Annotated in this window: 24 protein-coding genes and 1 pseudogene; 22 read left to right on the plus strand and 3 right to left on the minus strand. The window is 38.9% G+C overall.

The genetic code is table 11. The features are described from left to right. From CZ487_RS09595 to CZ487_RS09625, 7 genes are all read left to right on the plus strand, one after another. Positions 1-1509, plus strand: coding sequence for a DHA2 family efflux MFS transporter permease subunit (locus CZ487_RS09595; protein WP_077211983.1), 1509 nt, complete (start codon positions 1-3; stop codon positions 1507-1509). Positions 1510-1648: 139 nt separating this feature from the next. Then, on the plus strand, positions 1649-2182 hold the full coding sequence (locus tag CZ487_RS09600; protein WP_077211984.1) for a CBO0543 family protein: 534 nt from the start codon (positions 1649-1651) through the stop codon (positions 2180-2182). 153 nt (positions 2183-2335) lie between these two features. Further along, positions 2336-2917 carry a TetR/AcrR family transcriptional regulator gene (locus CZ487_RS09605; RefSeq protein WP_077211985.1) on the plus strand — a complete coding sequence of 194 codons (582 nt, stop codon included), beginning with the start codon at positions 2336-2338 and terminating at the stop codon, positions 2915-2917. 22 nt (positions 2918-2939) lie between these two features. Then, positions 2940-3281 carry a DMT family transporter gene (locus tag CZ487_RS09610; RefSeq protein WP_077211986.1) on the plus strand — a complete coding sequence of 114 codons (342 nt, stop codon included), beginning with the start codon at positions 2940-2942 and terminating at the stop codon, positions 3279-3281. Continuing rightward, positions 3281-3595 (plus strand): DMT family transporter, encoded by a 315-nt coding sequence (locus CZ487_RS09615; RefSeq protein WP_077211987.1) that lies wholly within the window; start codon positions 3281-3283, stop codon positions 3593-3595. Before CZ487_RS09610 ends, CZ487_RS09615 begins: the two co-directional genes overlap by 1 nt. 349 nt (positions 3596-3944) lie before the next feature. Next, entirely contained in the window at positions 3945-4586 is a 642-nt protein-coding gene (locus CZ487_RS09620) for a 2OG-Fe(II) oxygenase (protein WP_139339623.1), read from the plus strand. A 200-nt stretch (positions 4587-4786) separates the two neighbouring features. Further along, the gene (locus CZ487_RS09625; protein WP_077211989.1) at positions 4787-5230 is read left to right on the plus strand and encodes a GNAT family N-acetyltransferase; all 444 of its coding nucleotides are present in this window, start codon (positions 4787-4789) and stop codon (positions 5228-5230) included. 25 nt (positions 5231-5255) lie between these two features. Here the strand turns inward: CZ487_RS09625 and CZ487_RS26575 are convergent, their stop codons facing one another. Further along, positions 5256-5402, minus strand: a complete 147-nt coding sequence (locus CZ487_RS26575; RefSeq protein ID WP_154676021.1) for a hypothetical protein — start codon at positions 5400-5402, stop codon at positions 5256-5258. A 90-nt stretch (positions 5403-5492) separates the two neighbouring features. Between CZ487_RS26575 and CZ487_RS09630 the strand changes: the two genes are divergently transcribed. The 3 genes from CZ487_RS09630 (at position 5493) to CZ487_RS09640 (ending at position 8557) form a co-directional block, all read left to right on the plus strand. Next, the gene (locus CZ487_RS09630; protein WP_077211990.1) at positions 5493-5726 is read left to right on the plus strand and encodes a DUF6376 family protein; all 234 of its coding nucleotides are present in this window, start codon (positions 5493-5495) and stop codon (positions 5724-5726) included. Positions 5727-6054: 328 nt separating this feature from the next. Continuing rightward, positions 6055-7623, plus strand: a complete 1569-nt coding sequence (locus CZ487_RS09635; protein WP_077211991.1) for a Vga family ABC-F type ribosomal protection protein — start codon at positions 6055-6057, stop codon at positions 7621-7623. 55 nt (positions 7624-7678) lie between these two features. Then, complete coding sequence (locus tag CZ487_RS09640) at positions 7679-8557, plus strand: GNAT family N-acetyltransferase (RefSeq protein WP_077215253.1); 879 nt, start codon at positions 7679-7681, stop codon at positions 8555-8557. Positions 8558-8726: 169 nt separating this feature from the next. On the opposite strand, the gene CZ487_RS09645 is transcribed toward CZ487_RS09640, so the two are convergent. Continuing rightward, positions 8727-9251, minus strand: a complete 525-nt coding sequence (locus CZ487_RS09645) for a carboxymuconolactone decarboxylase family protein (protein WP_077211992.1) — start codon at positions 9249-9251, stop codon at positions 8727-8729. A gap of 408 nt (positions 9252-9659) precedes the next feature. Here CZ487_RS09645 and CZ487_RS09650 point away from each other — a divergent pair, with 408 nt between their 5' ends. The 10 genes from CZ487_RS09650 (at position 9660) to CZ487_RS09695 (ending at position 17037) form a co-directional block, all read left to right on the plus strand. Then, positions 9660-10322: a helix-turn-helix transcriptional regulator gene (locus CZ487_RS09650; protein WP_077211993.1), complete on the plus strand. Its 663-nt coding sequence runs from the start codon at positions 9660-9662 to the stop codon at positions 10320-10322. Between the two features lie 51 nt (positions 10323-10373). Then, positions 10374-11411 carry a PTS sugar transporter subunit IIC gene (locus CZ487_RS09655; RefSeq protein WP_077211994.1) on the plus strand — a complete coding sequence of 346 codons (1038 nt, stop codon included), beginning with the start codon at positions 10374-10376 and terminating at the stop codon, positions 11409-11411. 38 nt (positions 11412-11449) lie between these two features. Next, the gene (sdaAB, locus tag CZ487_RS09660; RefSeq protein ID WP_077211995.1) at positions 11450-12109 is read left to right on the plus strand and encodes an L-serine ammonia-lyase, iron-sulfur-dependent subunit beta; all 660 of its coding nucleotides are present in this window, start codon (positions 11450-11452) and stop codon (positions 12107-12109) included. A 44-nt stretch (positions 12110-12153) separates the two neighbouring features. Then, entirely contained in the window at positions 12154-13059 is a 906-nt protein-coding gene (sdaAA, locus tag CZ487_RS09665) for an L-serine ammonia-lyase, iron-sulfur-dependent, subunit alpha (RefSeq protein ID WP_077211996.1), read from the plus strand. 190 nt (positions 13060-13249) lie between these two features. Continuing rightward, positions 13250-13471, plus strand: a complete 222-nt coding sequence (locus CZ487_RS27105; RefSeq protein WP_077211997.1) for a hypothetical protein — start codon at positions 13250-13252, stop codon at positions 13469-13471. Between the two features lie 128 nt (positions 13472-13599). Then, the gene (locus CZ487_RS09675; protein WP_077211998.1) at positions 13600-14046 is read left to right on the plus strand and encodes an SRPBCC family protein; all 447 of its coding nucleotides are present in this window, start codon (positions 13600-13602) and stop codon (positions 14044-14046) included. 148 nt (positions 14047-14194) lie between these two features. Next, the gene (locus tag CZ487_RS09680; protein WP_077211999.1) at positions 14195-14488 is read left to right on the plus strand and encodes a hypothetical protein; all 294 of its coding nucleotides are present in this window, start codon (positions 14195-14197) and stop codon (positions 14486-14488) included. Between the two features lie 276 nt (positions 14489-14764). After that, positions 14765-14965: a cold-shock protein gene (locus CZ487_RS09685; RefSeq protein WP_077212000.1), complete on the plus strand. Its 201-nt coding sequence runs from the start codon at positions 14765-14767 to the stop codon at positions 14963-14965. A gap of 121 nt (positions 14966-15086) precedes the next feature. Further along, a complete protein-coding gene (locus CZ487_RS09690) occupies positions 15087-15605 on the plus strand; it encodes an STM3941 family protein (RefSeq protein WP_077212001.1) in 519 nt (172 codons plus the stop codon). 262 nt (positions 15606-15867) lie between these two features. Next, positions 15868-17037, plus strand: a complete 1170-nt coding sequence (locus CZ487_RS09695; protein WP_154676022.1) for a M20 metallopeptidase family protein — start codon at positions 15868-15870, stop codon at positions 17035-17037. A gap of 132 nt (positions 17038-17169) precedes the next feature. Here the strand turns inward: CZ487_RS09695 and CZ487_RS27110 are convergent. Continuing rightward, positions 17170-17557: pseudogene (locus CZ487_RS27110) on the minus strand (hypothetical protein). 342 nt (positions 17558-17899) lie between these two features. Here CZ487_RS27110 and CZ487_RS09705 point away from each other — a divergent pair. Together CZ487_RS09705 and CZ487_RS09710 are read left to right on the plus strand one after the other, a co-directional pair. Next, positions 17900-20773: a PD-(D/E)XK nuclease family protein gene (locus CZ487_RS09705; RefSeq protein ID WP_077212002.1), complete on the plus strand. Its 2874-nt coding sequence runs from the start codon at positions 17900-17902 to the stop codon at positions 20771-20773. After that, positions 20766-23975, plus strand: a complete 3210-nt coding sequence (locus tag CZ487_RS09710) for a UvrD-helicase domain-containing protein (protein ID WP_077212003.1) — start codon at positions 20766-20768, stop codon at positions 23973-23975. Before CZ487_RS09705 ends, CZ487_RS09710 begins: the two co-directional genes overlap by 8 nt. Positions 23976-23977 lie beyond the last annotated feature (2 nt).

The raw sequence follows: 23977 nt of genomic DNA on the forward strand, positions 1-23977 counted from the left end.
ATGGACTCTTTACAATATAAAAAACCACCATATTTGATGATTGTCATACTCTTCGTAGGAGCATTTGTTTCCTTTTTAAACAACTCATTATTAAATGTCGCGCTGCCATCGATTATGGTCGATTTAGAAATTGCCGATTATTCAACGGTTCAATGGCTTGCAACAGGATATATGCTTGTCAGTGGTGTATTGATTCCGGCATCTGCTTTTTTATTAATACGCTTTTCGAATCGTCAATTGTTTATTACATCAATGGCGATTTTTACGTTAGGAACAGCGTTAGCGGCCTTTGCACCAAACTTCGGAATGCTGCTGACTGGACGGATGGTCCAAGCAGCTGGTTCTTCAGTAATGGGACCATTATTAATGAATATCATGTTAATTAGTTTCCCTCGTGATAAACGCGGTACGGCAATGGGTGTCTTTGGCTTAGTAATGATTACGGCACCAGCAATTGGACCTACTCTATCAGGTTACATTGTAGAATACTACGATTGGCGCGTTCTGTTTGAAATGATATTGCCATTAGCTGTGATTAGTTTAATACTTGCTGTATGGAAGCTAGATAATGTCATGGAACAGAATAAACAAGCATCGCTTGATTATCTATCCGTTGTTTTAGCAACAATTGGTTTTGGGGGATTATTGTATGGGTTTAGTTCGGCGAGTTCTGCGGGTTGGACTGACGCAATCGTACTAAGTGCATTAATTGCAGGCAGCCTTGCTCTAATTGCCTTTGTTGTTCGCCAATTAAAAATGGAAGAACCGTTATTAGATTTACGAGTTTACAAGTATCCTATGTTTGCACTTGGATCAGTAATTGCTATTGTGAATGCGGTAGCGATGTTCTCGGGAATGATTTTAACACCAGCATACGTTCAAAGTGTACGAGGAATCTCACCGCTTGACTCTGGGTTAATGTTATTACCAGGAGCAATTATAATGGGATTGATGTCACCGGTCACAGGAAAATTATTCGATAAATTCGGCCCGCGTGTTCTAGCAGTTGTTGGACTTACCATAACGGCTATCTCCACCTATATGCTGGCAAACTTACAGCTAGATTCTAGCTACCTATATATTATCTTTATCTATAGTGTACGTATGTTTGGAATGTCGATGGTGATGATGCCGATTATGACAAATGGATTAAATCAATTACCAACTGTGTTAAACCCACATGGAACAGCGGTTAACAATACGGCACAACAAGTTTCGGGTTCTATTGGTACGGCTATTCTTGTCACAATTATGAACTCCGTTACAAAAACGGAAGCAGGGAACTTAATGGCTGGTGTTGATCCAGCAGCATTAACGGAAGCTTCAACAGCAGCCTTAACGCAGCAGGCCTTGCTAGCTGGAATACAATATTCTTTTTACGTGGCGTTTGTTGTCAATGTTATTGCCCTAGTGTTAGCGTTGTTTGTTAAACGTGTTGACACAAGTGCGGAGGCAGTAAGCAAACTAGAACACCAAAGTAAGCCTTCAACTAAAACAGTATCTATATAATAAGTAATCTCAAGGTCTGAAGAACTAACTGTAGTTCTTTCGGACCTTTTTATTTTTTGTTGTTTGTAAAATTTGGTATTAGGTAAAAATTGGAATATACTGGATATAGGCTTAATTTAATTGGGAGTTCGTTATCATTATGGTCAATACAATTTACGGTTTAATTTGGTTAGCGGCGTTATGGATATGGGGGGATTGGAAAAATTGGAAAAAATATTATCCAACCATCCTTTTTTTTATCTTAGGAGATTTCTTGTATTTGTATTTGTTGTCAGATACTTATCCAATGTGGAAATATAATCCTGCTGAAGTAGATGGGAATGTAGGAATTACCAATACACATATTTCGCTGTCGATTATATTAATTAAATATCCAGCGACGGTGTTAATCTATTTGTCAAAATTTCCAAAAGAAGATATGAAGAAACAGTGTTTGTATATCCTTTTTTGGGTGATGATTTATGCAGTAAATGAAATGGTTGATGTAAAAATCGGTTTGATTGAATATTTTAATGGCTGGAGCTATTGGTGGTCGATGCTTTTTAATATCGCTATGTTTTTTATTTTACGAGTTCACTTTCGGAATCCTGTATGGGCATGGCTCCTTTCTGCCATTTTTATTATGTTTCTGTGGACAACCTTTGATGTTCCCACAAGTATTGTTTTTCGTTGATTCTTCTAATTGTGAAAAAAGGAGCACTATAAGACCGGCTTTGTCTTGTAAGAACAAGGTGGTCTTCTTTTTATGTAGAGGAAAAAAGGATTGACAAGTAAGGTTGGAGTTGTTAAATTATACTGACGACCGTTCGGAAGGAAGAGGGATTCTATGACATTTAATCAAATTAAGGAAGTGGCCTTAATTCACTTTGCTGAAAATGGTTATGAAGGGACATCGATGGCACAGATTGCAGACGATGTGGGGATTAAAAAACAGTCTATATACACTCATTTTAAGGGGAAAGATGAGTTATTTCTTCAGGTTTGCAGGGAAGTATTTTCAAATGAATTGAGAATGGTTGAACAATTTATAGATCATCATAATCCACAACAGATAGATAAATTTTTATTAAATTTTCTAGTGCAATATTCCGAACGTTATGAGGAAAATGACTTTACTAAATTTTGGCTTAGAACTTCATTTTTTCCGCCGGCCCATCTTTATGATGTAGTCATGAAATATGTCTATGAGTATTTGGATAAAGTGGAAGAACTGCTATTACCGATAATACAAAAAGCAGTAACGGAAGGAAAAGTCAGTTCTAGCGTTAGTGCGGATGCAGCTACAGTGGCTTTCCTGGGTGTATTAGATGGAATATTTGTGGAGATGCTTTATGGCGGATCACAACGCTTAAAGAAAAGATTGGATGCGTCTTGGCAATTATATTGGAGAGGTTTATCAAAGGATTGACTGCTAGATAGGGGGAAATACGATGAATCGAAATTGGGCTCTTGTCATTATCGCTGGGATCATTGAGATCTTGTGGGCGATGGGATTGAAGTACTCGGACAGCTTTTTAACATGGACGGGGACAATTGTTCTTATCCTTTTATCGTTTATTGTGTTGATTGAAGCTACAAAAAAGGTGCCGGTAGGAACTGCTTATGCTGTTTTTACAGGGATCGGAACAGCGGGGACGGTATTATTTGAGATCATCTTTTTTGGAGAACCATTTGAATATACGAAAATGTTTTTCATTCTTATATTATTAGCTGGTGTTATCGGATTAAAACTTGTCACGGCAGAGCCGGATGAGAAAGAAGGTGTTTCCTAATGGGATGGATTTTCCTGATTGTAGCTGGAGCTTTTGAAGTAGTGGGAGTAACAGGGTTAAATAAGGTCCTAAAATATAATAATATCCGGTCATATTTAATCTTATTCATCGGTTTTATTTTAAGTTTCAGTTTTCTGTCTTTAGCGATGGAAACACTTCCGATGGGGCTGTCTTATGCGGTCTGGACAGGGATCGGAACGATAGGCGGGGCAATCGTCGGTATGCTGTTTTATGGTGAGCCGAAAGATTGGAAACGACTTGTATTTATCGGGATGATTCTATCGGCCGTTGTGGGCTTGAAGTTATCATCTTGAGGACCTTCTAGATTGTATTCTTGATATTTATAAAAAAAGCTTACCTAGCCTGGTAAGCTTTTTTTTGCATATTGGATTGGGCTAGTTTGAGATTGTGTGTGATTGATAAAAATATATAATTATACCACTAGTAATTACAGTTTGGCATAAAAAAATATGAAAATATAAAAATAAATATGTAGTCAAAAACATATTCAGCAGTGTATATTAAAAAATGAAGTTACGTTTACTTTGACGTGCTGATGGTGGACTCTTCTGTTCGCTCTATCAATTAATGAATGCTGGCTCTAGTTAAAACAATCTAATTATTCTGAAAATTAAATAAATAAGAGGTTGATGAAAGTTGATAATGGATGCTAAAGAATTAGCTTTAAAAGAACAAACCATTTTTAATCACATTGGTAATAAAATCATTACAGATGATCGTGAAATTAACATTATTGCTAGATTAGAAGAACCGCTAATCGTTATTTTAGGAAATGTCTTAAGCAATGAAGAATGTGATGAGCTAATTAGGTTCTCAGAGGATAGACTACAGCGTTCAAAGATTGCAAATGCACTAGAAGTAGATGAACAGAGATCAAGCAGCAGCATGTTTTTTCAAGAAGGCGAAAATGAAGTAGTTGCGAGAGTAGAGAAAAGAGTCTCTCAAATTATGGGTATTCCCGTTGAACATGGTGAAGGTCTTCAAGTTCTTAATTATAAAGTAGGTCAAGAGTTCAAAGCTCACTTTGACTTCTTTTCGTCGGCAAATGCTAATCCAAGAATTAGCACGCTTGTCATGTATTTAAACGACGTAGAGCAAGGCGGCGAAACTTATTTTCCAAAACTAAATTTTTCAGTCTCTCCTCAAAAAGGAATGGCTGTCTATTTCGAATATTTTTATAATGATCAAACTTTAAATGACTTAACATTACATGGCGGAGCACCTGTTATCATTGGTGATAAATGGGCTGCGACACAGTGGATGAGAAGAAAAAGAGTGAACTAATCTTTCTATATATACAATTGAACAAACATAAATAGACTTGGCTCTGTATTTAGAGCTTAGTCTTTTTTTATTATTTCAGAAGAATTGATGTTAAATAGTCTGTGTGTAATAATGGAAATTACTACAAATTCGTTTCATCTTTCTCGAGATGAAGCGGGTTTTACGAAAAAAAAAGGAGACCTCGAAGGGAGAGTTGTTAAATGGAAATCTATCAAGCTAGTGTGAAAGATCTAGAAGGAGTGTCAAGACTATTTAATTTGTACCGTGAGTTTTATCAGCAAGAGTCAGATCTAGAAGGTGCAAGGGAGTATATAAAGGAACGTTTGGAAAATAATGATTCTGTTATTTTTGTCGTAAGAGATAATAAAAAGTATGCAGGTTTTACTCAACTTTATCCAACTTTTTCGTCCATTTCGATGAGAAGAGCCTGGATTTTAAATGACTTGTATGTAGAAGCTGAAGCAAGAAAACAGGGCGTTGGGGAGATGCTTTTGCAAAAAGCGAAAGACTATGCAGTTGAAACAGGTGCTAAAAGCATCAGTTTGAGTACGGCACCAGATAATGATTCAGCACAGAGACTGTATGAAAAGAATGGGTATGTGCGGGACTCTCAGTTTTATCAATATGAATTGTATTTAGGATAATAAAAAACCGCATAGTGCGGTCTCGTTATAGATCTGCATTGTCGTTGTAATCGTAGCGGAATCCGTCTTTTTGTGCGGGTACGTTTTCCTTTGCTTGAGGATCGTTGGAATTTTGCAATGCTTGTTCCTCCATACTCATGTTATTGTTTTGCTGATCTTTATTGTCTCTCATAGTTTTCGGCCTCCTAGTATCAATTGTACAATGCATATTGTTCCTGGGAATACCCTGTATTATTCAATTAAGTAAAGGGTAACATCAATAATGTCGAATTTAAAAACAGATATTGAAGAATTCATTGCTTTAACTGAAATACCTGCGGTCGCAGAAGAGATTCATCGAGAATTGGTGGCGAAAAATGAAGTGCTGCTCGCAGAAATTAATCAAGTGTTGGTAAATGGTCACCTAGCGTTAGATCAATTGGAGAGTTCACAATTATTTACAACCATTAATGAAATGACTGGCCTCATCCAACGAATTGAAAATTTAGTGCAATAAACTGATCTTTGGGATGTTTTTGAGGATTGACAATTTTTATCAATTCATTTAAAGTTACTATAAATAAATGAACGGAAGGGTGACCCAACTTAATGAAGTACTAATCCTATTTTACGAGAACAACTAATTGAAAGGTATTTTCTAGCAGGAGTTTTCTGCTTATTTTTGCTGCCTTCAATTAGCGTTTTCAGGATAGGGCTGGACTTCTATAGTTGAACCTAAAGGGCGAAGTCTCTTTGTTGTGTCATCTATATGTATGCCTCCTATTCTGGAATGTGGATAGGGGGCATTTTTTGTTCCCGAAAAATGGAAATCAGGGGATGATAGGATGCTATTAATTGAAGCATTACACATAAAGCACTATGTAAAGGATCGATTGTTGTTAAATGTAGAGAGATTACAAATTCATAAGCACGATCGGATCGGGCTGGTAGGGCGTAATGGCAGTGGAAAAACAACTTTGTTGAATGTGCTGGCAGGGCATCTTCCTCCGGAAAATGGGGCTGTAAAAGTCCATGCACATTGTGAACTGCTGCCTCAACTTAAAAGAACAGATACGTCGAAAAGCGGCGGTGAAGTAACCCAAGAGTATATTAATGAGGCACTTGTAAAGGACCCAGCAGTATTGCTTGCTGATGAACCAACGACCAATCTTGATACAGAGCATATTGAATGGCTGGAAAAGAAACTCGAGCACTGGAGTGGAGCTTATGTGGTGGTTTCTCATGATCGGGCGTTTCTTGACTCTGTTTGCACATCAATTTGGGAAGTCGATGAAGGTCATCTGAAAGAATATAAAGGAAATTATAGCGATTATGCGGAGCAAAAAGAATTAGAGCTTCAGGGAAGAAAGGCCGCATATGAAAAATATGAAATAAAGAAAAAGCAGTTAGAAGAGGCCTTGAAATTAAAAGAGAAAAAAGCGGAGAAAGCCACTAAAGCCCCTAAAAAAGTAAGCAATATAGAGGCGAAAAAAGCGAAACCATATTTTGCGAAAAAACAAAAAAAGCTGCAAAAAACAGCAAAAGCGCTGGAGACAAGATTAGAAAAACTAGAAAAAGTTGAGAAAGTGAAGGAGACAGCTCCTCTAAAAATGAACCTGCCAAATGCAGATCATTTTAATGGGCGAATCATTCTTCGTGTAGAGGACCTGAAAGGGAAAGTTGGCAAACGTATTTTGTGGAACAATACTAGTTTTCAAGTTCGCGGCGGCGATAAGTTAGCTGTAATTGGTTCTAACGGCTGCGGAAAGACCACTCTGATAAAAAAGATCATCCATCGAGAGGATGGGGTTTCCATTTCTCCCGCGATGAAAATGGGGTATTTTAGTCAAAATTTAAACATTCTTGATGTTGAGAAGTCCATTTTAGAAAATGTTCAATCATGTTCAAAGCAGGATGAAAGCTTCATTCGAACTGTGCTGGCAAGACTGCACTTCTTTAGGGAAGATGTCCATAAGAGTGTCGGGGTATTAAGTGGCGGTGAGCGAGTGAAAGTTGCGTTTGCAAAAATCTTTTTAAGTGATATTAACACGTTAATTTTGGATGAACCGACAAATTACCTTGATATAGAAGGTGTTAATGGACTGGAATCGCTGCTAAGAGAATATGAAGGCACGGTGATTTTTGTAACGCATGACCGAAGGCTGATTGAAAATGTTGCGACGCGCATGTTGGTGTTCCATGATCAAATGATTAAGGTGTTTGAAGGAACATATGAGCAGTATCAACAAAAAGATGAACAGAAAAGTTATCGTGATGATAGGGAGGATAAAAAACTTGTCCTTGAAACGAAAATATCAGAAGTACTAAGCCGCTTGAGTGTTGAACCTAGCGAAGAATTGGAAAAGGAGTTTCAAAGACTGCTGAAAGAAAAAAGGGAATTGGAGCTTAAGTGAGGAAGATGGAGAGTCTTGTATAATGAAGACTCTCTTAAAAAGGGGAGTTCAAGAGATGAATCAATTAATGTTTATTAAAGATTATAAGCATAACGACGGTTTTAGGAATAGTTTTAATGAACTGGCTTTAAAGGTATTCGGTATAGAGTTTGAGGATTGGTACCAAAAGGGGTTTTGGAATAACCGCTATATCCCTTTTTCTTATATCGAGGGTTCTAAAGTTGTCGCAAATGTATCAGTGAATGAGCTGGATTTGGTTATGGATGGTGTAAAATACAGGGCAATTCAAATTGGGACGGTAATGACTCATCCTGATTATCGAAATCAAGGTTTAGCTGCTAAATTGATGAATAAGGTGTTAGAGGAATACAGGGAATACGAATTTATGTACCTATTTGCTAACAGATCGGTTCTGGATTTTTATCCAAAGTTTGGGTTTATTTCTGTGGATGAATATCAATTTACCATGGACGCTTCATCGGCAGCTGCGGGTTTCCCAAGTATACGTAAACTCGATGGTACTAGTCTTGAAGATTTGAATTTCATCTATCAATTTGCCACGGAAAGGATTCCTGTATCACAGCGTTTTGGAACGGTAAGTGCACAAGGGATATTAATGTTTCATTGTATGGGTCCTTTTTGTGATGATGTTTATTATCTGGAAGATGAGGAAGCGGTAGTTATTTTTAAAAGAGAAGAGGAGAGATTGGATCTCTTTGATATCATTTCAAAGAAAGAAGTAGCAATAAAACGAATCCTGACAAAAATTATTGATTGCCAGACTAAGAAAGTTGTGTTTCATTTTACACCTGACTATGAAGAAATTCAGATTAAGTCGCATCTATTAAATGGGGATGAAGTATTATTTGTAAGGGCGAATGGTGACCTTAGTTTTCCGATGCATAGTAAACACCCGGTTACTTCTCAAGCATAGGAAAGCTTTGAATAAAAAAGAGGATTAGGCTTCTTAAATAAAAGGGCGTTTGTGGTACGGGGCCGGTCTGCCTAACCGGTAACAAAGTTGAACCTGTCTGAAAACATGGGAATTCAGACAGGTTGACGTGGGAGATGCTGGTAATAATCTATAAAACGTGAATAGCAGGCTAGTCTTGAATTTTTAAATGCTTGACCCATTCTTCATTTTCGCTTTGTCCATAAACCCCAATAAATGTGCTAGTATAGCGAACAAATGCGACAAGAGAGACGATTTCTGCCAGCTGATTTTTTGAAGCAATGTCCTCAATGTCATTGATGATGTCACGATCAACTTGAAGGGGATTGATGGCTAGAGATTTAGCTAGTTTCGCATAGAGAATTTGTTGGTCGTTCATCCGGGCTGGGTATTGTTCATTTAACAGCTCTTTAAGGTCATCCCTTGACCAGCCCATTCGCTTCAAAATCATATAATGTGCTTCCACGAGACGATCTGATCCGATTGTGTGACCTACCACAGCTGCACAAATTCTTTTGTCCTCGTCAGATGCTTGGCCAGTGAAAAAGGTAGGTGCAGACAAATACCATACACGAGAAACGACTCCAGCATCCGCCATTGCGTAATAGGTGTCAGGAACTCCACCGTAATATTCTTTAATCATATCTAGTGTTTTTTGCGTTTTTTCATCGTACATATACGACACCCCTTTGTTATTGAAAAATATGAATTTTCCAAAAATATAATCTATTATATTGTAGCATTTTTTTGGGCGAAGTTACAAAAGATTTCTGTGTGTAAATCAACTTGCAATAAATTTATTGATAGGAAGGCTGCTTAGCAGCTTAAGGAAGGCATTTGTTCTTCTGAAAATGCCTTCTTTTATATGTAAAACCTTTTTATTATACCTTTGGAAAGGGGGGATGAGAAGGTTTTTTTTATTCCAATATTTTATTATTAAAATTTTTTTGTAACTATTAAAATTTTATTTGAAATTCGATTGATTCATGTTATGATAGGCTACGTCAAAAAAGATATTTTAAAATAGTTTTATGAATGAAAAATAAGTTTTTTGTAATCGATTTCAGAAGGGGTGGTACAAGTTATGGATGTGGGAAGTAATGACCAAATATTTAATTTAGCAAAACGTACTGCTGATATGCTAGTGAAAATGTTTGGAAACCGCTGTGAGGTTGCTGTCCATGATTTTAAGAACTTAAAAGAATCATTGATTTACATTGTTGGAAATGTAACTGGACGTGAAGTGGGAGGACCTATTACCGATCTCGTTCTAACTGAGCTCACCAAAAAACCTGATGAAATCAAGGATATTCCAAATTATAAGACTCAAGCGCGAAATGGAACTGTCATGAAATCTTCAACTGTGTTTTTAAGAGACTCGAAGGAAAAGGTCATCGGAGCACTTTGTATCAATTATGATATAACGCAAATGATGCAGTTTGCAGGTGATATAGAGGAGTTCCTTGCTTTTGATGTGACGAAAGCGAAGTCTGAGAACTTCCACTCAACGGTTCAAGACGTCATACATGATATGGTGGATCAAGTACTGTCGACCTTTAAGAAAGCGTATACACAGCTGACGCTTGAGGAAAAAGTGGAAAGTGTTCGTTTGCTTGAGGAAAAAGGGGCATTCTTGATTAAAGGCTCTACTGAATATTTGGCTAGTGCCCTCGGTGTTTCGAAGTTTACGATCTATAATTACCTAAATAAAATTAGAACCCAAAATAAGTACCATCTAGAGGAGTAGTTTGTATTATTGATATTATTTTAAAATAATAAATTCTGAAGGAGAGTTACGATGGAAATTATAAAAGGTACCGCGTTATTACTATTAGTTCTTGCTTGCTTTAGTCTTTTTAGTTATAAAGCGCCAAAGGGAATGAAGGCGATGGCCGCACTTGCAGGAGCTGCGTGTGCTGCATTCCTAGTTGAGGCATTTCAGTTATTTGTTGGTGGAGATTTACTCGGTATAGAATTTCTTGGTGAAGTTGGTTCGGCAGCAGGCGGTATGGGTGGTGTTGCAGCAGCAGCTCTAGTAGCACTTGCTGTTGGTGCATCTCCTGTGTACGCTCTATTATTGGGAGTTAGCTGTGCTGGACTGGGATTATTACCAGGTTTTATTGCTGGATATTTAGTAGCTTTCCTAGTTAAATGGATTGAGAAGAAAGTTCCTGGTGGACTTGATCTTATCGTTATTATCGTATTATGTGCGCCGCTCGTTCGTTTAATTGGAAAGTACATGACGCCTGTTGTGGATGCTACTCTTTTAAATATTGGCGGAATCATTACAGAAACAGCCAACAGCAATCCAATCTTAATGGGAATTATTCTTGGCGGGGTTATTACTGTAGTTGCTACTGCACCGCTTAGCTCAATGGCGTTAACTGCTATGCTTGGTCTGACTGGAGTTCCGATGGCGATTGGTGCACTAGCAGTATTTGGATCGTCATTTATGAACTATGTTCTTTTTGACCGCATGAAGTTTGGGGATCGTAAAACAACGATTTCAGTTGCTGTTGAACCTTTAACACAGGCGCACATCATTTCAGCAAATCCAATTCCTGTATATGTAACCAACTTTGTGGGCGGAGCAAGTGCTGGTGTAATTATTGCTCTATCTGGTTTAATCAATAATGCTACCGGAACAGCAACACCGATCGCGGGGTTAGCGGTTATGTACGGTTTCAATGATCCTATGAAAGTAACGATTGTTGCAGCTGCCTGTGCAGCGGTCGGCTTAGTATGCGGCTTTTTAGGATCACTAGTCTTTAAAAATTACAAAATCAAAACAGTAGATCAATTGTCTGCGCAAGGAAAAGAAGAATCAGCGGCTTAAATTGTTCTTGTTATAGATAGATAAAAGGAGAGTTTTGCATGAAATATCGTTCGGCATTTGACATCATTGGTCCGGTCATGATCGGACCATCTAGTTCACATACAGCTGGTGCAGCCCGAATTGGAAGAGTAGCACGCACTTTATTTGAAAGGCAGCCTAAAAAAGTGGTGATTTCTTTTTATGGGTCTTTTGCGAAAACCTATAAAGGACATGGAACAGACTTAGCGATTGTTGCTGGTTTGTTAGACTTTGATACTTTTGATGAACGTATCCCAAATTCATTAACTATTGCTGAAGAATTGGGAATGGAAGTTATTTTTCAAACAGAAGAAGCGGTTCCGGATCATCCTAATACTGTTAAAATAAATATTTACGATGATAAAAACGAGATGGAAGTAGTCGGAATTTCAATTGGGGGCGGTACGATTGAAATTACAGAAATCAATTCGTTTAAGCTGAAATTATCTGGTGATCCGGCAATTCTCGTGATGCACCAAGACCGGTTTGGAATTATATCATGTGTTACGGCTGTTCTATCAAAATATGAAATCAATATCGGTCATATGGAAGTTGCCCGCAAGGAAAAAGGGGAAATGGCCATTATGGTAATTGAAGTTGATCAGAAAATCGAGGATGACGTGATTGAAGAGTTAAGAGGCCTTTCATACGTATCCCGAGTGATTAGAATGGTTGAATAATCGTTTTTTAAAAAAGGAAATTATGGACATCAGGAGGACAAGCAATGTTTCGAAATGTAGCGGAACTTGTTATGTTGGCAGAGCAACAGCAAGTGAAAATTGCAGAAATTATGATACGTCAAGAAATAGAAGTAACAGGACTAACGCGTGAAGAAATTATCTCTAAAATGGATAATAACTTAACGGTAATGGAAAATGCGTTAGAGCGCGGGCTTAAGGGAGTAAAATCACAAACAGGCCTTACAGGCGGCGATGCCGTCCTGCTTCAGAAATATATTCAAAGCGGCAAAGCGTTGTCCGGAAACTTGTTATTGGATGCTGTTAGCAAGGCGGTAGCTACAAACGAAGTGAACGCGGCAATGGGAGTAATCTGTGCTACCCCAACAGCTGGATCAGCGGGAGTGGTACCAGGTACCTTATTCGCTGTGAAAGAAAAGTTAAATCCGACACGTCTGGAAATGATTGAATTCTTATTTACAGCGGCTGCGTTTGGGTTTGTGGTAGCGAATAACGCAACGGTTTCCGGTGCTGCTGGTGGCTGCCAGGCTGAAGTCGGGTCTGCAGCTGGAATGGCGGCAGCATCGATTGTTGAAATGGCTGGTGGGACACCACAGCAGGCAGCCGAGGCAATGGCGATTACGTTGAAAAATATGCTTGGTCTTGTTTGTGATCCTGTAGCAGGTCTTGTGGAAGTTCCTTGTGTAAAACGTAATGCAATGGGCGCATCTAATGCGATGACGGCAGCCGATATGGCACTTGCTGGCATCACGAGCCGAATTCCTTGTGACGAGGTCATCGGAGCGATGTATGCGATTGGACAATCGATGCCATCCTCATTGCGTGAAACGGCTGAAGGGGGACTTGCGGCAACACCGACAGGACGAAGACTGGAAGCGGAAATCTTCGGACAGCCAAAAGATAAATTGAAGGATTATCTTGTCCTTCAATAATAGGATTAAAACGGGCGCACCTCATTTGGTGTGCTTTTAATTTTTAATGAATCGAGAATAAAGTTTATATCATTTAAGTTAAGTGTTAGTTTCGTTTGTGTTACATTTGCTTTGCATAGGACTTGCTTTATTATAATGAAAGTAAAGATATTCTAGTTCGAAAGTTTTTTAAAAAAAGGAGTGTTGTGCAATGGAATTTTATGAGAAATTGCCTACGGATTTATTAGTTGCCTTTTATTATGAAATTATGAAAAACATCGAAAAAGGAATATTAACGAAAAATATGTATGTTGAAATTGGCTTCATTATTTCGGTTGCCAGTCAAAGAGGAATTGAATTGTCAAAACCTAGTGATTTTGAACAAATACTCTTTGAAAAGAGTTTTGGTGATTTTGTTCAAGTAAGTCAGTGATTTTATCAGGAAAAGAATATACCGGGGGTATGAATCTGGGATCTAATTGAAAAAATAGATTCATTCTCATTATAGTAAACCTGAGTTCTATATTGCACTCAGGTTTTTTTAGAAAAAGGAGTTTTTCAATGAAATCTTGGTCAAAGGATATTGATATTTATGCGCCGATCCAGCATGTTTGGTCGTATTTGGACGGGTCGTTCGAAAATATGCAGAAAATCATGCCGCAGGTGGTTGAGCATACGCCAGTTAAAATAACGGAAGAAGGGGTCGGAAGTATTTATCGTCAAAAATATAAAGAAGGCAGCAGGATAGAGGAATATGAAGTTGAAACGTTAGAGTATGTAAATGAAGATGATCATAAAAGGTTAAAAATAGGTTTTACGCTTGCGAAAATGTTTGAGATTACTGCGCTTTACGAGCTGCGAAAAATCAATGATCATCAGACGAACTTCCGATACACTGTTACGAACGCCCCGTTAAAATGGTATGTGAAATTATTTTTATTGTTTGCGAACGATCGGGTGGTAGTGAAATTTTTGGAACGAGTTAAACATGTGGCAGAGTCTGAATAAATCCCTGTATCTATTTAGGTAAAATCTCTCATAGGTTTATTTTTTATGGTGGGTAAAAGTATCCAATAAATGGTGGATCTATTGGTTTTATTTGCTCTTTTTGATTAAATAAAACAAATGGGTTTTTATTTAAATGGAGGAGAAGGGTATGGTAAAAAAAGAAATAACAGCAATCGGTTGTTTTTTTATCTCAATTGCTGCTTTTTTGTATGCTGTTAAACATATTACTGCAGCGATTATGACGTCCTCAATCAACAGTCCGGATGTTAACTATTATGGTGGAGGCTATCAATCCATTGGAGGTGGAATTACCTTTTGGATGGTGGTGTCTCTTATAGTGGGGATCGTGTTTTTTGTAACTGGGATCATTCCTGTTTTTCGAAAAATGGCAGCTTCTAAACAACGTCTTTCTTCAAATCATGAGAAAACGGTGAACAACTAAATTCTGATGGGGATTGTAAGTAGACCAGTTCAAGATAGCTGGAAAATATTTATTTTTTTATGGTGTAAAAGCCTTTGTACGGCGCTTTATACTGTTATCCTCGTCGATTGTTTTACAAGGCCGCTTGCTTTATTGGGATTTAGGTGTTATTCTTAAGAAGTTATTTTTGTTCGGTCTGTAAGGAAAGAATAAGTTTTGAACTTTTCGCCTTTGATATCTAACTTGAGCAACGATAGTAATAAATCGTGAACAAGGTTCACACAAGGAGAGTACAACATGCAACAAGGTACAGTAAAATGGTTTAACGCAGAAAAAGGTTTCGGTTTCATCGAGGTTCAAGGTGGAGAAGACGTATTCGTACATTTCTCAGCTATCCAAGGCGAAGGATTTAAATCTTTAGATGAAGGCCAAAAAGTTACATTTGACACTGAACAAGGTCAACGTGGACTTCAGGCTACAAACGTTAACAAAGCATAATGATGAAAGGGCTCTTTATAAGAGTCCTTTTTTATTTTGCAAAAAAAGGAAAATATGACCTTGTTGTATATATCTATTCTATTTTAGGATTGTAATAGACAAGTATGATGAGGTGAAGTTCATGTATGAGAAAGTATTTTATCGCTCGAAAAAGGGATTGATTCTCTTTACTATTTTGCTGTTAGCGCTGGATACGGTTTTTTTAATAAAGCTAATCGGGCTGTTAATGGGAGCTGAAACGTTTGCGATGGTCAATTTATTCGCCTATTTGGCTGGGTTGGTTATTCTGTCCGTTTTTTCCTTAGTTTTGCTTAAGAAGGCTGTATCAAAGGAACCAGATGTGATCGTGTCGGACAAAGGGATTACGATCCATGGAGTAGGCCTTGTTCCTTGGACAGAGGTGGAAGGGTGCTTGGAATATTCAAGCAAGGGTCAGCGATTAATCGGGTTAATACTATATAATGAAGAAAAATATCTGGCAACGCTGCCGCCAGTAAAACGAAATATGTTAGAGAGTCATAAAGAAAAAGGCGAGCCGGCTATTAAGGTGCCTATTAATAGTTTAAAAGACAAGAAGGGGTTTCTTGAAGCATTAAATGAGCTGAATGTTACCTTGGATAAACGATCCTCTGCTCAGTAGATACATAGGAAAGATCAGCGCCATACGAAGTGAAAAATAAACGAAAATCCAGTTCCTATTTGTGGGAACTGGATTTTTTAGTCTATCGACAAACGTCGACACAATCCGGGTGGTCGCTGTGACGAGAATTAAAAGCAGGGATTAATGCTCCTTCTATAGAAAAATGTATAGAGTAGGAATTCGGGGCCCGTGTAACATGCGCGGTGTTCTGTGAAACAAGATTTTTCGGGTGGACGCAGTGACCATCAAAAGGAGGGCTATTATGCAAGCAATCTATAAAGAACTTGAGGCTGGTTTTGATGAGGTGGTTAGTTGGAGGCGGTTTATGCATCAGCATCCGGAGCTTTCTTTTAAGGAAGTGAAGACCGCTAAGTATATTGAGGAAAAATTGATTAGTTTTGGGTTAAAGGTGAAAACGAATATCGGCGGTCATGGACTGATTGGGATTTTGGAGGGTGACCAACCAGGGAAGACGATCGCGTTAAGAGCAGATTTTGATGCTTTGCCTATCCAGGATGAAAAAGAAGTACCTTATAAATCACAAAATCCTGGCGTAATGCATGCGTGTGGTCATGATGGACATACCGCAGCTTTGTTAGGGACGGCGAAAGCTTTAAGTTCATGCCGCCATCAAATCAAAGGGAAAATTATCTTTATATTTCAGCCGGCTGAAGAAACACCTCCAGGCGGAGCAAAGTTTATGGTTGAAGATGGAGTGTTAAACGGTGTTGATTATGTATTTGGAGCCCATTTGGATTCGCAGACGCCGCTTGGAAAAATTCGAGTCGGTGAAGGATATCAAATGGCAGCAGTCGATAAATTTAAAATCATTGTTCAGGGAAAAGGAGGACATGGTGCTCGTCCTGAAGCAGCGATTGATTCAATTGTGGTCGGAAGTGAGATTGTTAATTCCTTGCAAAAGATTGTCAGCCGAAGAGTCAGTCCATTACAAGCTGCCGTAGTAACAATCGGTGTCTTTCAGGCGGGGACTGGATTTAATGTTATTGCTGATAAAGCCATACTTGAAGGAACGGTGCGTACTTTTGACGGAAACGTTCGGGATCAAGTGGAAAAAGAAATCAATCAGATCGTGACCGGAATCACGAGCAGTTTTCAAGCGACCTTTGAAATGGATTATCTTCGCGGATATCCAGCTTTGTATAATCATAAAAAAGAAACAGAGACAGTTCGAGAGCTGCTGAAAGAGGTGTTCTCAACTGAAGAAGTCTTAAATTTGGAACCTACGATGGGAGCAGAGGATTTCGCTTATTTCTTGCAGGAGAAGCCAGGTACATATTTCAAAGTGGGAGCTAGAAATGAAAACGAGGCCACGCACTACGCTCACCATCATCCCCGGTTTGATTTTGATGAGAGGGCTTTATTAAATATTGAGAAAAGCTTCGTAAAAATCGCATCGCATTATTTATTCTAATTTAGAAAAAAATACCGGTGACACCCACGAAAAACGTGTGGAACAATACAAAAAAGTGGAGAAAACCCATACATATCAGCGTCTTCTCCACTTTTTTGTGAAACAAGAATTTTCGGGTCGTCCCTGTGACGATTAGTCAGAATCGGGGTCTAATCTTACCAATTGGGAATCAAGGACTGTATTTCCTTCTTGTGCAGCTAAGTCGGCACTTCTGCCGAAACAGTTAGTGACTATGTTCTCTTCGCTTGAATGGGTGATTACAATCTCATAAAATAAAACGCCAGTTAGATCTGCATACATAACAGCGAGGTTTTCGGGTGCCAGGCTATATGGAAAGTTTACTGGTTCATTGTTCCCTATAAGAACAGGGAGTTTTACCGGGTTTGAATAGGAAGACCAGTTCTACTTCTACTGTAACATCGTGTTCACAATCATCCAAATTTACAAGGTTAATAACTGCGGACACGGTCGCAGGTTCCCTCCTTAAGACCCCGGTTGAAAGTGTTACTTTTTTGCCCATATATGAATCTCCTTTCTTTAAATTAGTAAGACACGTTATACACTATGCTGATTTGCGAAAAGTGTTTGGACAGGTTATATGTGGTTTAACAAGCTAAAATATTACTGCATAGTAATATTAAACTGATTTTTTATTAATAGATGTGTGCGTTTCTACAATAAGTGGGGGCGCATTTTTCATGTTCAACATATGCCGGTACAAGTAGAACCATCAGATTTACATATGAAAGCAAGGAAAGTTCTATATTATATGAATTTTCAAAAAGATAATTGGGGAAACTACTAATAATTTTAAAAGGAAAATATCCATAATTATTCATGTGTTATAGGGAGGGGGATCAAATTGCCGCTTATTGAAAATTTGTATTCTTTTATAAAAAACAATCAACTAAAAGAAAAGCTGCTGATATGTAACAGCTATGCTGAAGGACATCAGTGGCGGGAGTGGATTAGCAGGGAATATGGGCCTGTTCCGAATGTGACCGTAAAAATAATGAAAGAATTTGTTTATGATTATGGAAAATTATCACTACATAAAAGCAAAAAAAGGTTGATGAAAGAGGGAGAATCATATTGGCTGATTTATTCAATCCTAAATGAACTTCTTCATGAGGGAAAATGGGATTTTCAAGCGAACCTTCTTTCTCCAGGATTTGTTGGTGCATTTCATCAAGCGGTCATAGATTTGCGGCATGCGGGGGTGGATGCTAATAAAATTAGTCCAAAGCAATTTGAACAATATGAAAAAGGTAAGCTCATGCAGGAATTATTACAAAGGTATGAAGAGTATTTAAGTCAGCATGCACTCGTTGATTTTCCAGGTCTGTTGCCATATTTATCAAGTGTGGAAGATCGTCCTGCCACACAAAGACCATTAATTATCATACATGAACATGTTCGTCTCTCCAAAATCGAGCATGATATGTTATCGAGGTTAACAGGAAATCAATATGAAGTGTTGAGAGGGGATCTTCCTTTTCATCATGAAGAATCGCAATTTCCAGCAGCTAGGACAGACTTTTTCCACTCAACCGGTGTTTTATCAGAGTTAAAGGAAGTATTGCGCCGCATGGCTAGTATCGAAGCTCCTTTAGATGGTACAGAGTGGATATCCTCAGATTATGAAGGCTATCTGCCAGCGGCATATGCTTTATGCAACCTTCATGATATCCCGATTTCATTTTCGAAAGGTTTGCCGCTGCAGTATTCTGAGGTGGGAAGTTCAGTATATGCTTACCTGAAATGGATAGAGTCTAATTTTAATATCGAGTATATGCTGCAAGCATTTAGAGAGAACGTTATTAGGATATCAAAAGAGGATTTTTCAAATGGAAGATTGGTCACACTGCTAGAAAAGCTTGGGATTGGCTGGGGACAAGAGAGATATGCACTGATTGAAAAAGCGATACAAAGAGAGGAAGATGAAGTTGATCAAAAAGCACTTCAATGGAGTGTGGCTTTTTTTCAGCAACTATTTAAAATTCAGCCAAATCAGGATAGATACAGTCCTCTGATGATCATGTCGGGCTTGAACAATTTTTTGGAAAATTATGTTTCTCCTAAGAATGAAGAAGACGCAATTCTAATCAAAAAGATAAAAGAATTGGAAACAGGGATGGGGAATCATGATCAAGGTTTGAGTGGTTTAGACAGCTCCCTCGAATTTGTGAACCATTTATTAGCAGGGATTCGCTGCTGTGTTTCTCCCGTTCCGGAGCCCGGGAAGATCTATTATTCAGGGATTGATGATGGCGGCTATTCGGGACGATTTCATACCTTTATGATCGGAATGGATGAAGAGAATTGGACGGTGAAAAATCGTCAAGATCCGATTCTTTTAGATCAAGAAAGAGTGCGGTTAAGTATAGATTTGCAAACCTCACAAACAGCATTGAAAGATCAGCTCCATGAGAGACAGAGCCGATTGGGAAGCATTAGGTATAACTGTACCATGAGCTTTTGTTCATATAGTATGTTGGAGAATAAAGGAAAGGGCCCAGCCTTTGAGGTTCTTCAAGTTTACTGGAAAAAATCAGGCCAAGCATCAGCCGATATGGAGAAGTTGCGGAATGCTCTAGGCGAACCGATTTATTACGCAGGCGCGATTACTAGTATAACAAGCAGTGAAACAGAGGCAATGCTGCAATCCTTAATTTCGGAAAGCAAGGACGTGCTTGATGGAAAAGGGATCATTTTTGAACGGTATAAGCCTATCGCACAGGGAGAACAGGCTGTTACTGCAAGAAGGAGCGGGGATGTAACAGCATATGATGGTGTGCTGCATACGGGGCTGGCTGACGATCATTACTCTTCAATGTCCTTTAGTGCCACACAACTTGAATTGTTCGCTTCCTGTTCTTTACAGTTTTATTTTAAAAATATTCTAGGAATACGGCCGAATGATAGCAGAATCTTCGATCGGTCGAGATGGCTTAACAGTATGGAGAGAGGCAGCCTCATGCATGAAATTTTTTATCTATATATGACGGAAAGAATCTCTTCTGGAAAAATCAAAGAACCCCATGATCGTGATTTATTATGGGAGGTTACAGAGAAAACCATTCTAAAATATCAAGAGCTCATTCCGGCTCCGAGTACACATATTACGCAAAAAGAGCTGGCAGGAATTTATCGTGATGTCGAGATTTTTATCAAACAAGAGGAAGAAAGGCAGTCGGTACCAAAATATTTGGAACTCCAGCTTCACCGTGATGATGGCTGGTTTGATGTAGAAGTTACTGATCATCTGCATATTCCTCTTAGAGGTTTTGTTGATCGTGTCGATGAAATAGAACCACATGTGTATCGGATTTATGATTATAAAACAGGAAGCCCGGCAAAATTTGAAAAGGAAAAGTATTTTGCGAAGGGGAAGCAGCTGCAGCATGCTTTGTATGCTCTGGCTGTTGAGCAATGGCTGCGTAAGGATGTCGATCCTGAAGCTGTTGTAAAAGAAGCAGTGTATTATTTTCCAACTCAAAAGGGATTAGGGAAAGAAGTGGTGAGGAGTCAAAATCAGAAAGACAACCTTGCATCGTTATTGGATATGATGCTGGATGCTATTAAAAAAGGAACTTTTTTACCAACCGAGGATGCAAGTATTTGCGAGTATTGTGATTTTCAGGAAGTATGCGGTGATCATGCCAAGTGGAGAAAGAACAAGGTTATCAGTGATGAACGTTTTCGGTCGCTAACAGGGGTGAGAGAATATGATTAGAGATCAGCGGGAGCGAGAAAGAATTCAGCAGGAGCTGGATACTAACTTTTTGGTAGAAGCGGGTGCTGGGTCAGGGAAGACAACATCGATGGTTCAGCGCATGCTTTCTTTAATAAAGAAAAAGAAAGCAACGGTAGACAAAATAGCAGCGATTACTTTTACTAATAAGGCTGCATCTGAGCTGAAAGAGCGCTTTGTTATTGCATTAGAAAAAGCAGTAAGGGATGGTGTCGACGCAGAAGAGGTGGAAGTATTAAAAGCGGCCTATGAAAATGTCAATCAATGCTTTATAGGCACGATTCACTCTTTTTGCGGCACTCTTCTGAGAGAAAGACCACTGGAAGCAGGATTAGATCCCGCATTTACTGAGATGGATGAGGAGCAGGCAAAAGAAGTTCAGGATCAGTGCTGGGATGAATATTTATCAAAGTTGATGGATACTGGACAAACGGATGAGCTGAAAGAATTAACTTCATATGGGGTCGATAGTGAAGCGCTTAGGGATGTTTATCACCGAATGATGCAAAACACGGATGTGGATGTGTTTACAAAAGAGGTGGAGTATCCAAATTTTGAACCTATCCGGGAAAGCATTCTTCCATTGATAGAGGAGGCAAAGGTCTACTTTCCAAGTACAAAACCTGAACAAGGATGGGATGGGTTCCAGCAAACAATTCTTGACACGCTGCAGCTGTTGAAAATAAAGGATTTAAACGATGATTTAACGGTACTGCAAATTGCTGAAAGCATCAATAAAAGTTTGGATATTACGCAAAATCGTTGGACCGATAAGGATGTGGCGAAAGCATTTAAAAATGAAAAACTGCCGGAATGGAAGGAAGAAATCGTCGTGCCGATTTTACGAGCATGGAGAGAATTTCTTCATCCTAAGATTGTTCATTTTGTTCTCCCAATTATAGAATATTGTCAACAACGCAAACAGGAACGTGGGTTAGTCGATTTTCAAGATTTATTGCTGAAAACAACCGCGCTTCTGCGGGAGCATCAAGATGTTCGAACGTATTTTAAGCAGCGTTATACCCATCTTTTAGTTGATGAGTTTCAGGATACCGATCCGGTTCAAGCAGAAATGATGCTTTTACTAACGGGAAAAGACAGGGAGGAAAATGATTGGAGAAAGCTGGTCCCAAATAAGGGGTCGTTGTTTATTGTCGGAGATCCAAAACAATCAATCTACCGTTTCCGGCGTGCGGATATTTCGACTTATCATTTTGTTAAAAAGAAAATAGAAGAAAATGGCGAAGTGTTAAAGCTCACGACGAATTTTCGTTCTGTAGATAGCATTGGGACGTTTGTTGATCGTATCTTTCAGTCTAAGTTTTTAAGCGATGAGCATGAAACACAGGAACAGGCTGCTTTTGCACCTATGAACACGGTCCAGCCCAACCCTGATAGCCTTTATGGCGTGTATACGATAACGCATCCGAAGGTAACAAGGCATAACCCTCGTGAAATTTGTGAAATGGATGCTGTTAAAATTGCTTCCTTTATTGCTTGGTCCTGTCAAGGGAATTTAACAATACAAGTAAAGGATCACGATGGAAAGCTGATTTCTAGAGAAGCAGAGCCAGGAGATTTTTTGATTTTGTTGAAGCAGAGAAAGCATTTACATATCTATGCAGAAAAACTAGCGGAGTATGGCATTTTATCAGATATCACGGGAAGCGAAACAAGATATGAAGAATTGCTGGCGTTAGTTCAGCTTGTGAAGTGTGTAAATAATCCGCAAGATTCTATTTCCCTGCTTGCGGTTTTGCGCGGGATGTTTTTTGGATGCAGTGATGAAGATTTATATCAATACAAAAGGGCTGCAAATTTCTTTAGTATTAAGAGTTTGCCGAAAAAAGACAGTCTGCCGGAGAATGCAAAAAATGTCTTTGATGCGTTAGCGAAGCTTCAGCAATATCATTCATGGGTAAGAAGAATGCCGGCGCTGTCTGCTTTTATGAAAATTTTTGAGGATATTGGAGTATTGCCGTATGCATTGATGCAATCTTCTGGTCTGATTGTTGCAGGGACACTATTGCAGATGATAGAAGGAGTATTAGCAGATCATTTTGCTTCTGCTAATTGGAATGATCTCACTGAATTACTCAATGACCTTTTAGAAAAAGAAGAGGCTAAGGGTATGGAAGGAACTGGTTTGTTTTTAGGAAGTCCACAGGCGGTCCGGATTATGAATTTACATAAAGCCAAAGGGTTGGAGGCGTCAGTTGTCTTTTTAGCTGAACCTGTTGGTGAAAAAGAGCATCCCCCTAAAGAACATATTGATCGTTCAGGGGAAGATCCAATCGGTTATTTTACCATTGAAAAGAAAGCGGCTAAGGGTGCCATGGTGCCAATTGCTGAACCATATGGATGGTGTGAAAAAGCAGATATTGAAAAAAGGTATATGGAAGCTGAAAAAGACCGGCTGTTATATGTTGCAGCAACGAGGCCTAAACAGCTGTTAGTCGTTAGCCGTTATCCGGCGAAATCATCGCTTTCCCCGTGGGAAGATTTAAGTCGTGATTTACCTTCCGAACAAGAGTTGTCTTGGATTGAGACACTTCCGGCCGACAAGGAAATAGTAAATGAAACTCCTGATCTCACATCTTTATTAAAGCGTTGGAGTTTATGGAGGGAGTTATCGGAGCAGCCCTCTTTTGTGAAACATAATGTAACAAACTTAGTTAAAGGGGAAAGCAGCTCAGCGTTGCCAAGGTCGGTTGAAGGAAAGGGACCAGTATTTGGGACGGTGGTACACCGCTGTATGGAGGAAATTGGGAAAGGCAGGGATCAAGGGGATTTGACACAACTGATTGCCTTTCTTGCGGAGGAAGAAGGGCTCGAGGCTCAGCATCATGAAGAGGCACTCCGTTCTGTTCAGTCCATTCTCAAAAGTGAAATTTGGCAGCGCGGACAGAAAGCAATAGAAAGATATCATGAGTTTTCTTTTCAAATTCAAAAGGAGAATAGACAAATTCAAGGGGTAATTGATTTTCTGTTTCTTGAAGATGATGGATGGGTGATTGTTGACTTTAAAACAGATGCTTTTGTGGAGGTTAACCTCACCTCATACGTGGATCATTATCGTCCGCAGGTTCAGTATTATGGTAAAGAGTGGGAAGAGACGTTTCAAGGGAAAGTGAAGGAACAGGGTCTTTATTTTACCAGTATTCAGAAATATGTGGAGGTGTAACC

It is taken from the genome of Robertmurraya dakarensis (assembly GCF_900156875.1).
Classification (GTDB): Bacteria; Bacillota; Bacilli; order Bacillales; family Cytobacillaceae; genus Robertmurraya; species Robertmurraya dakarensis.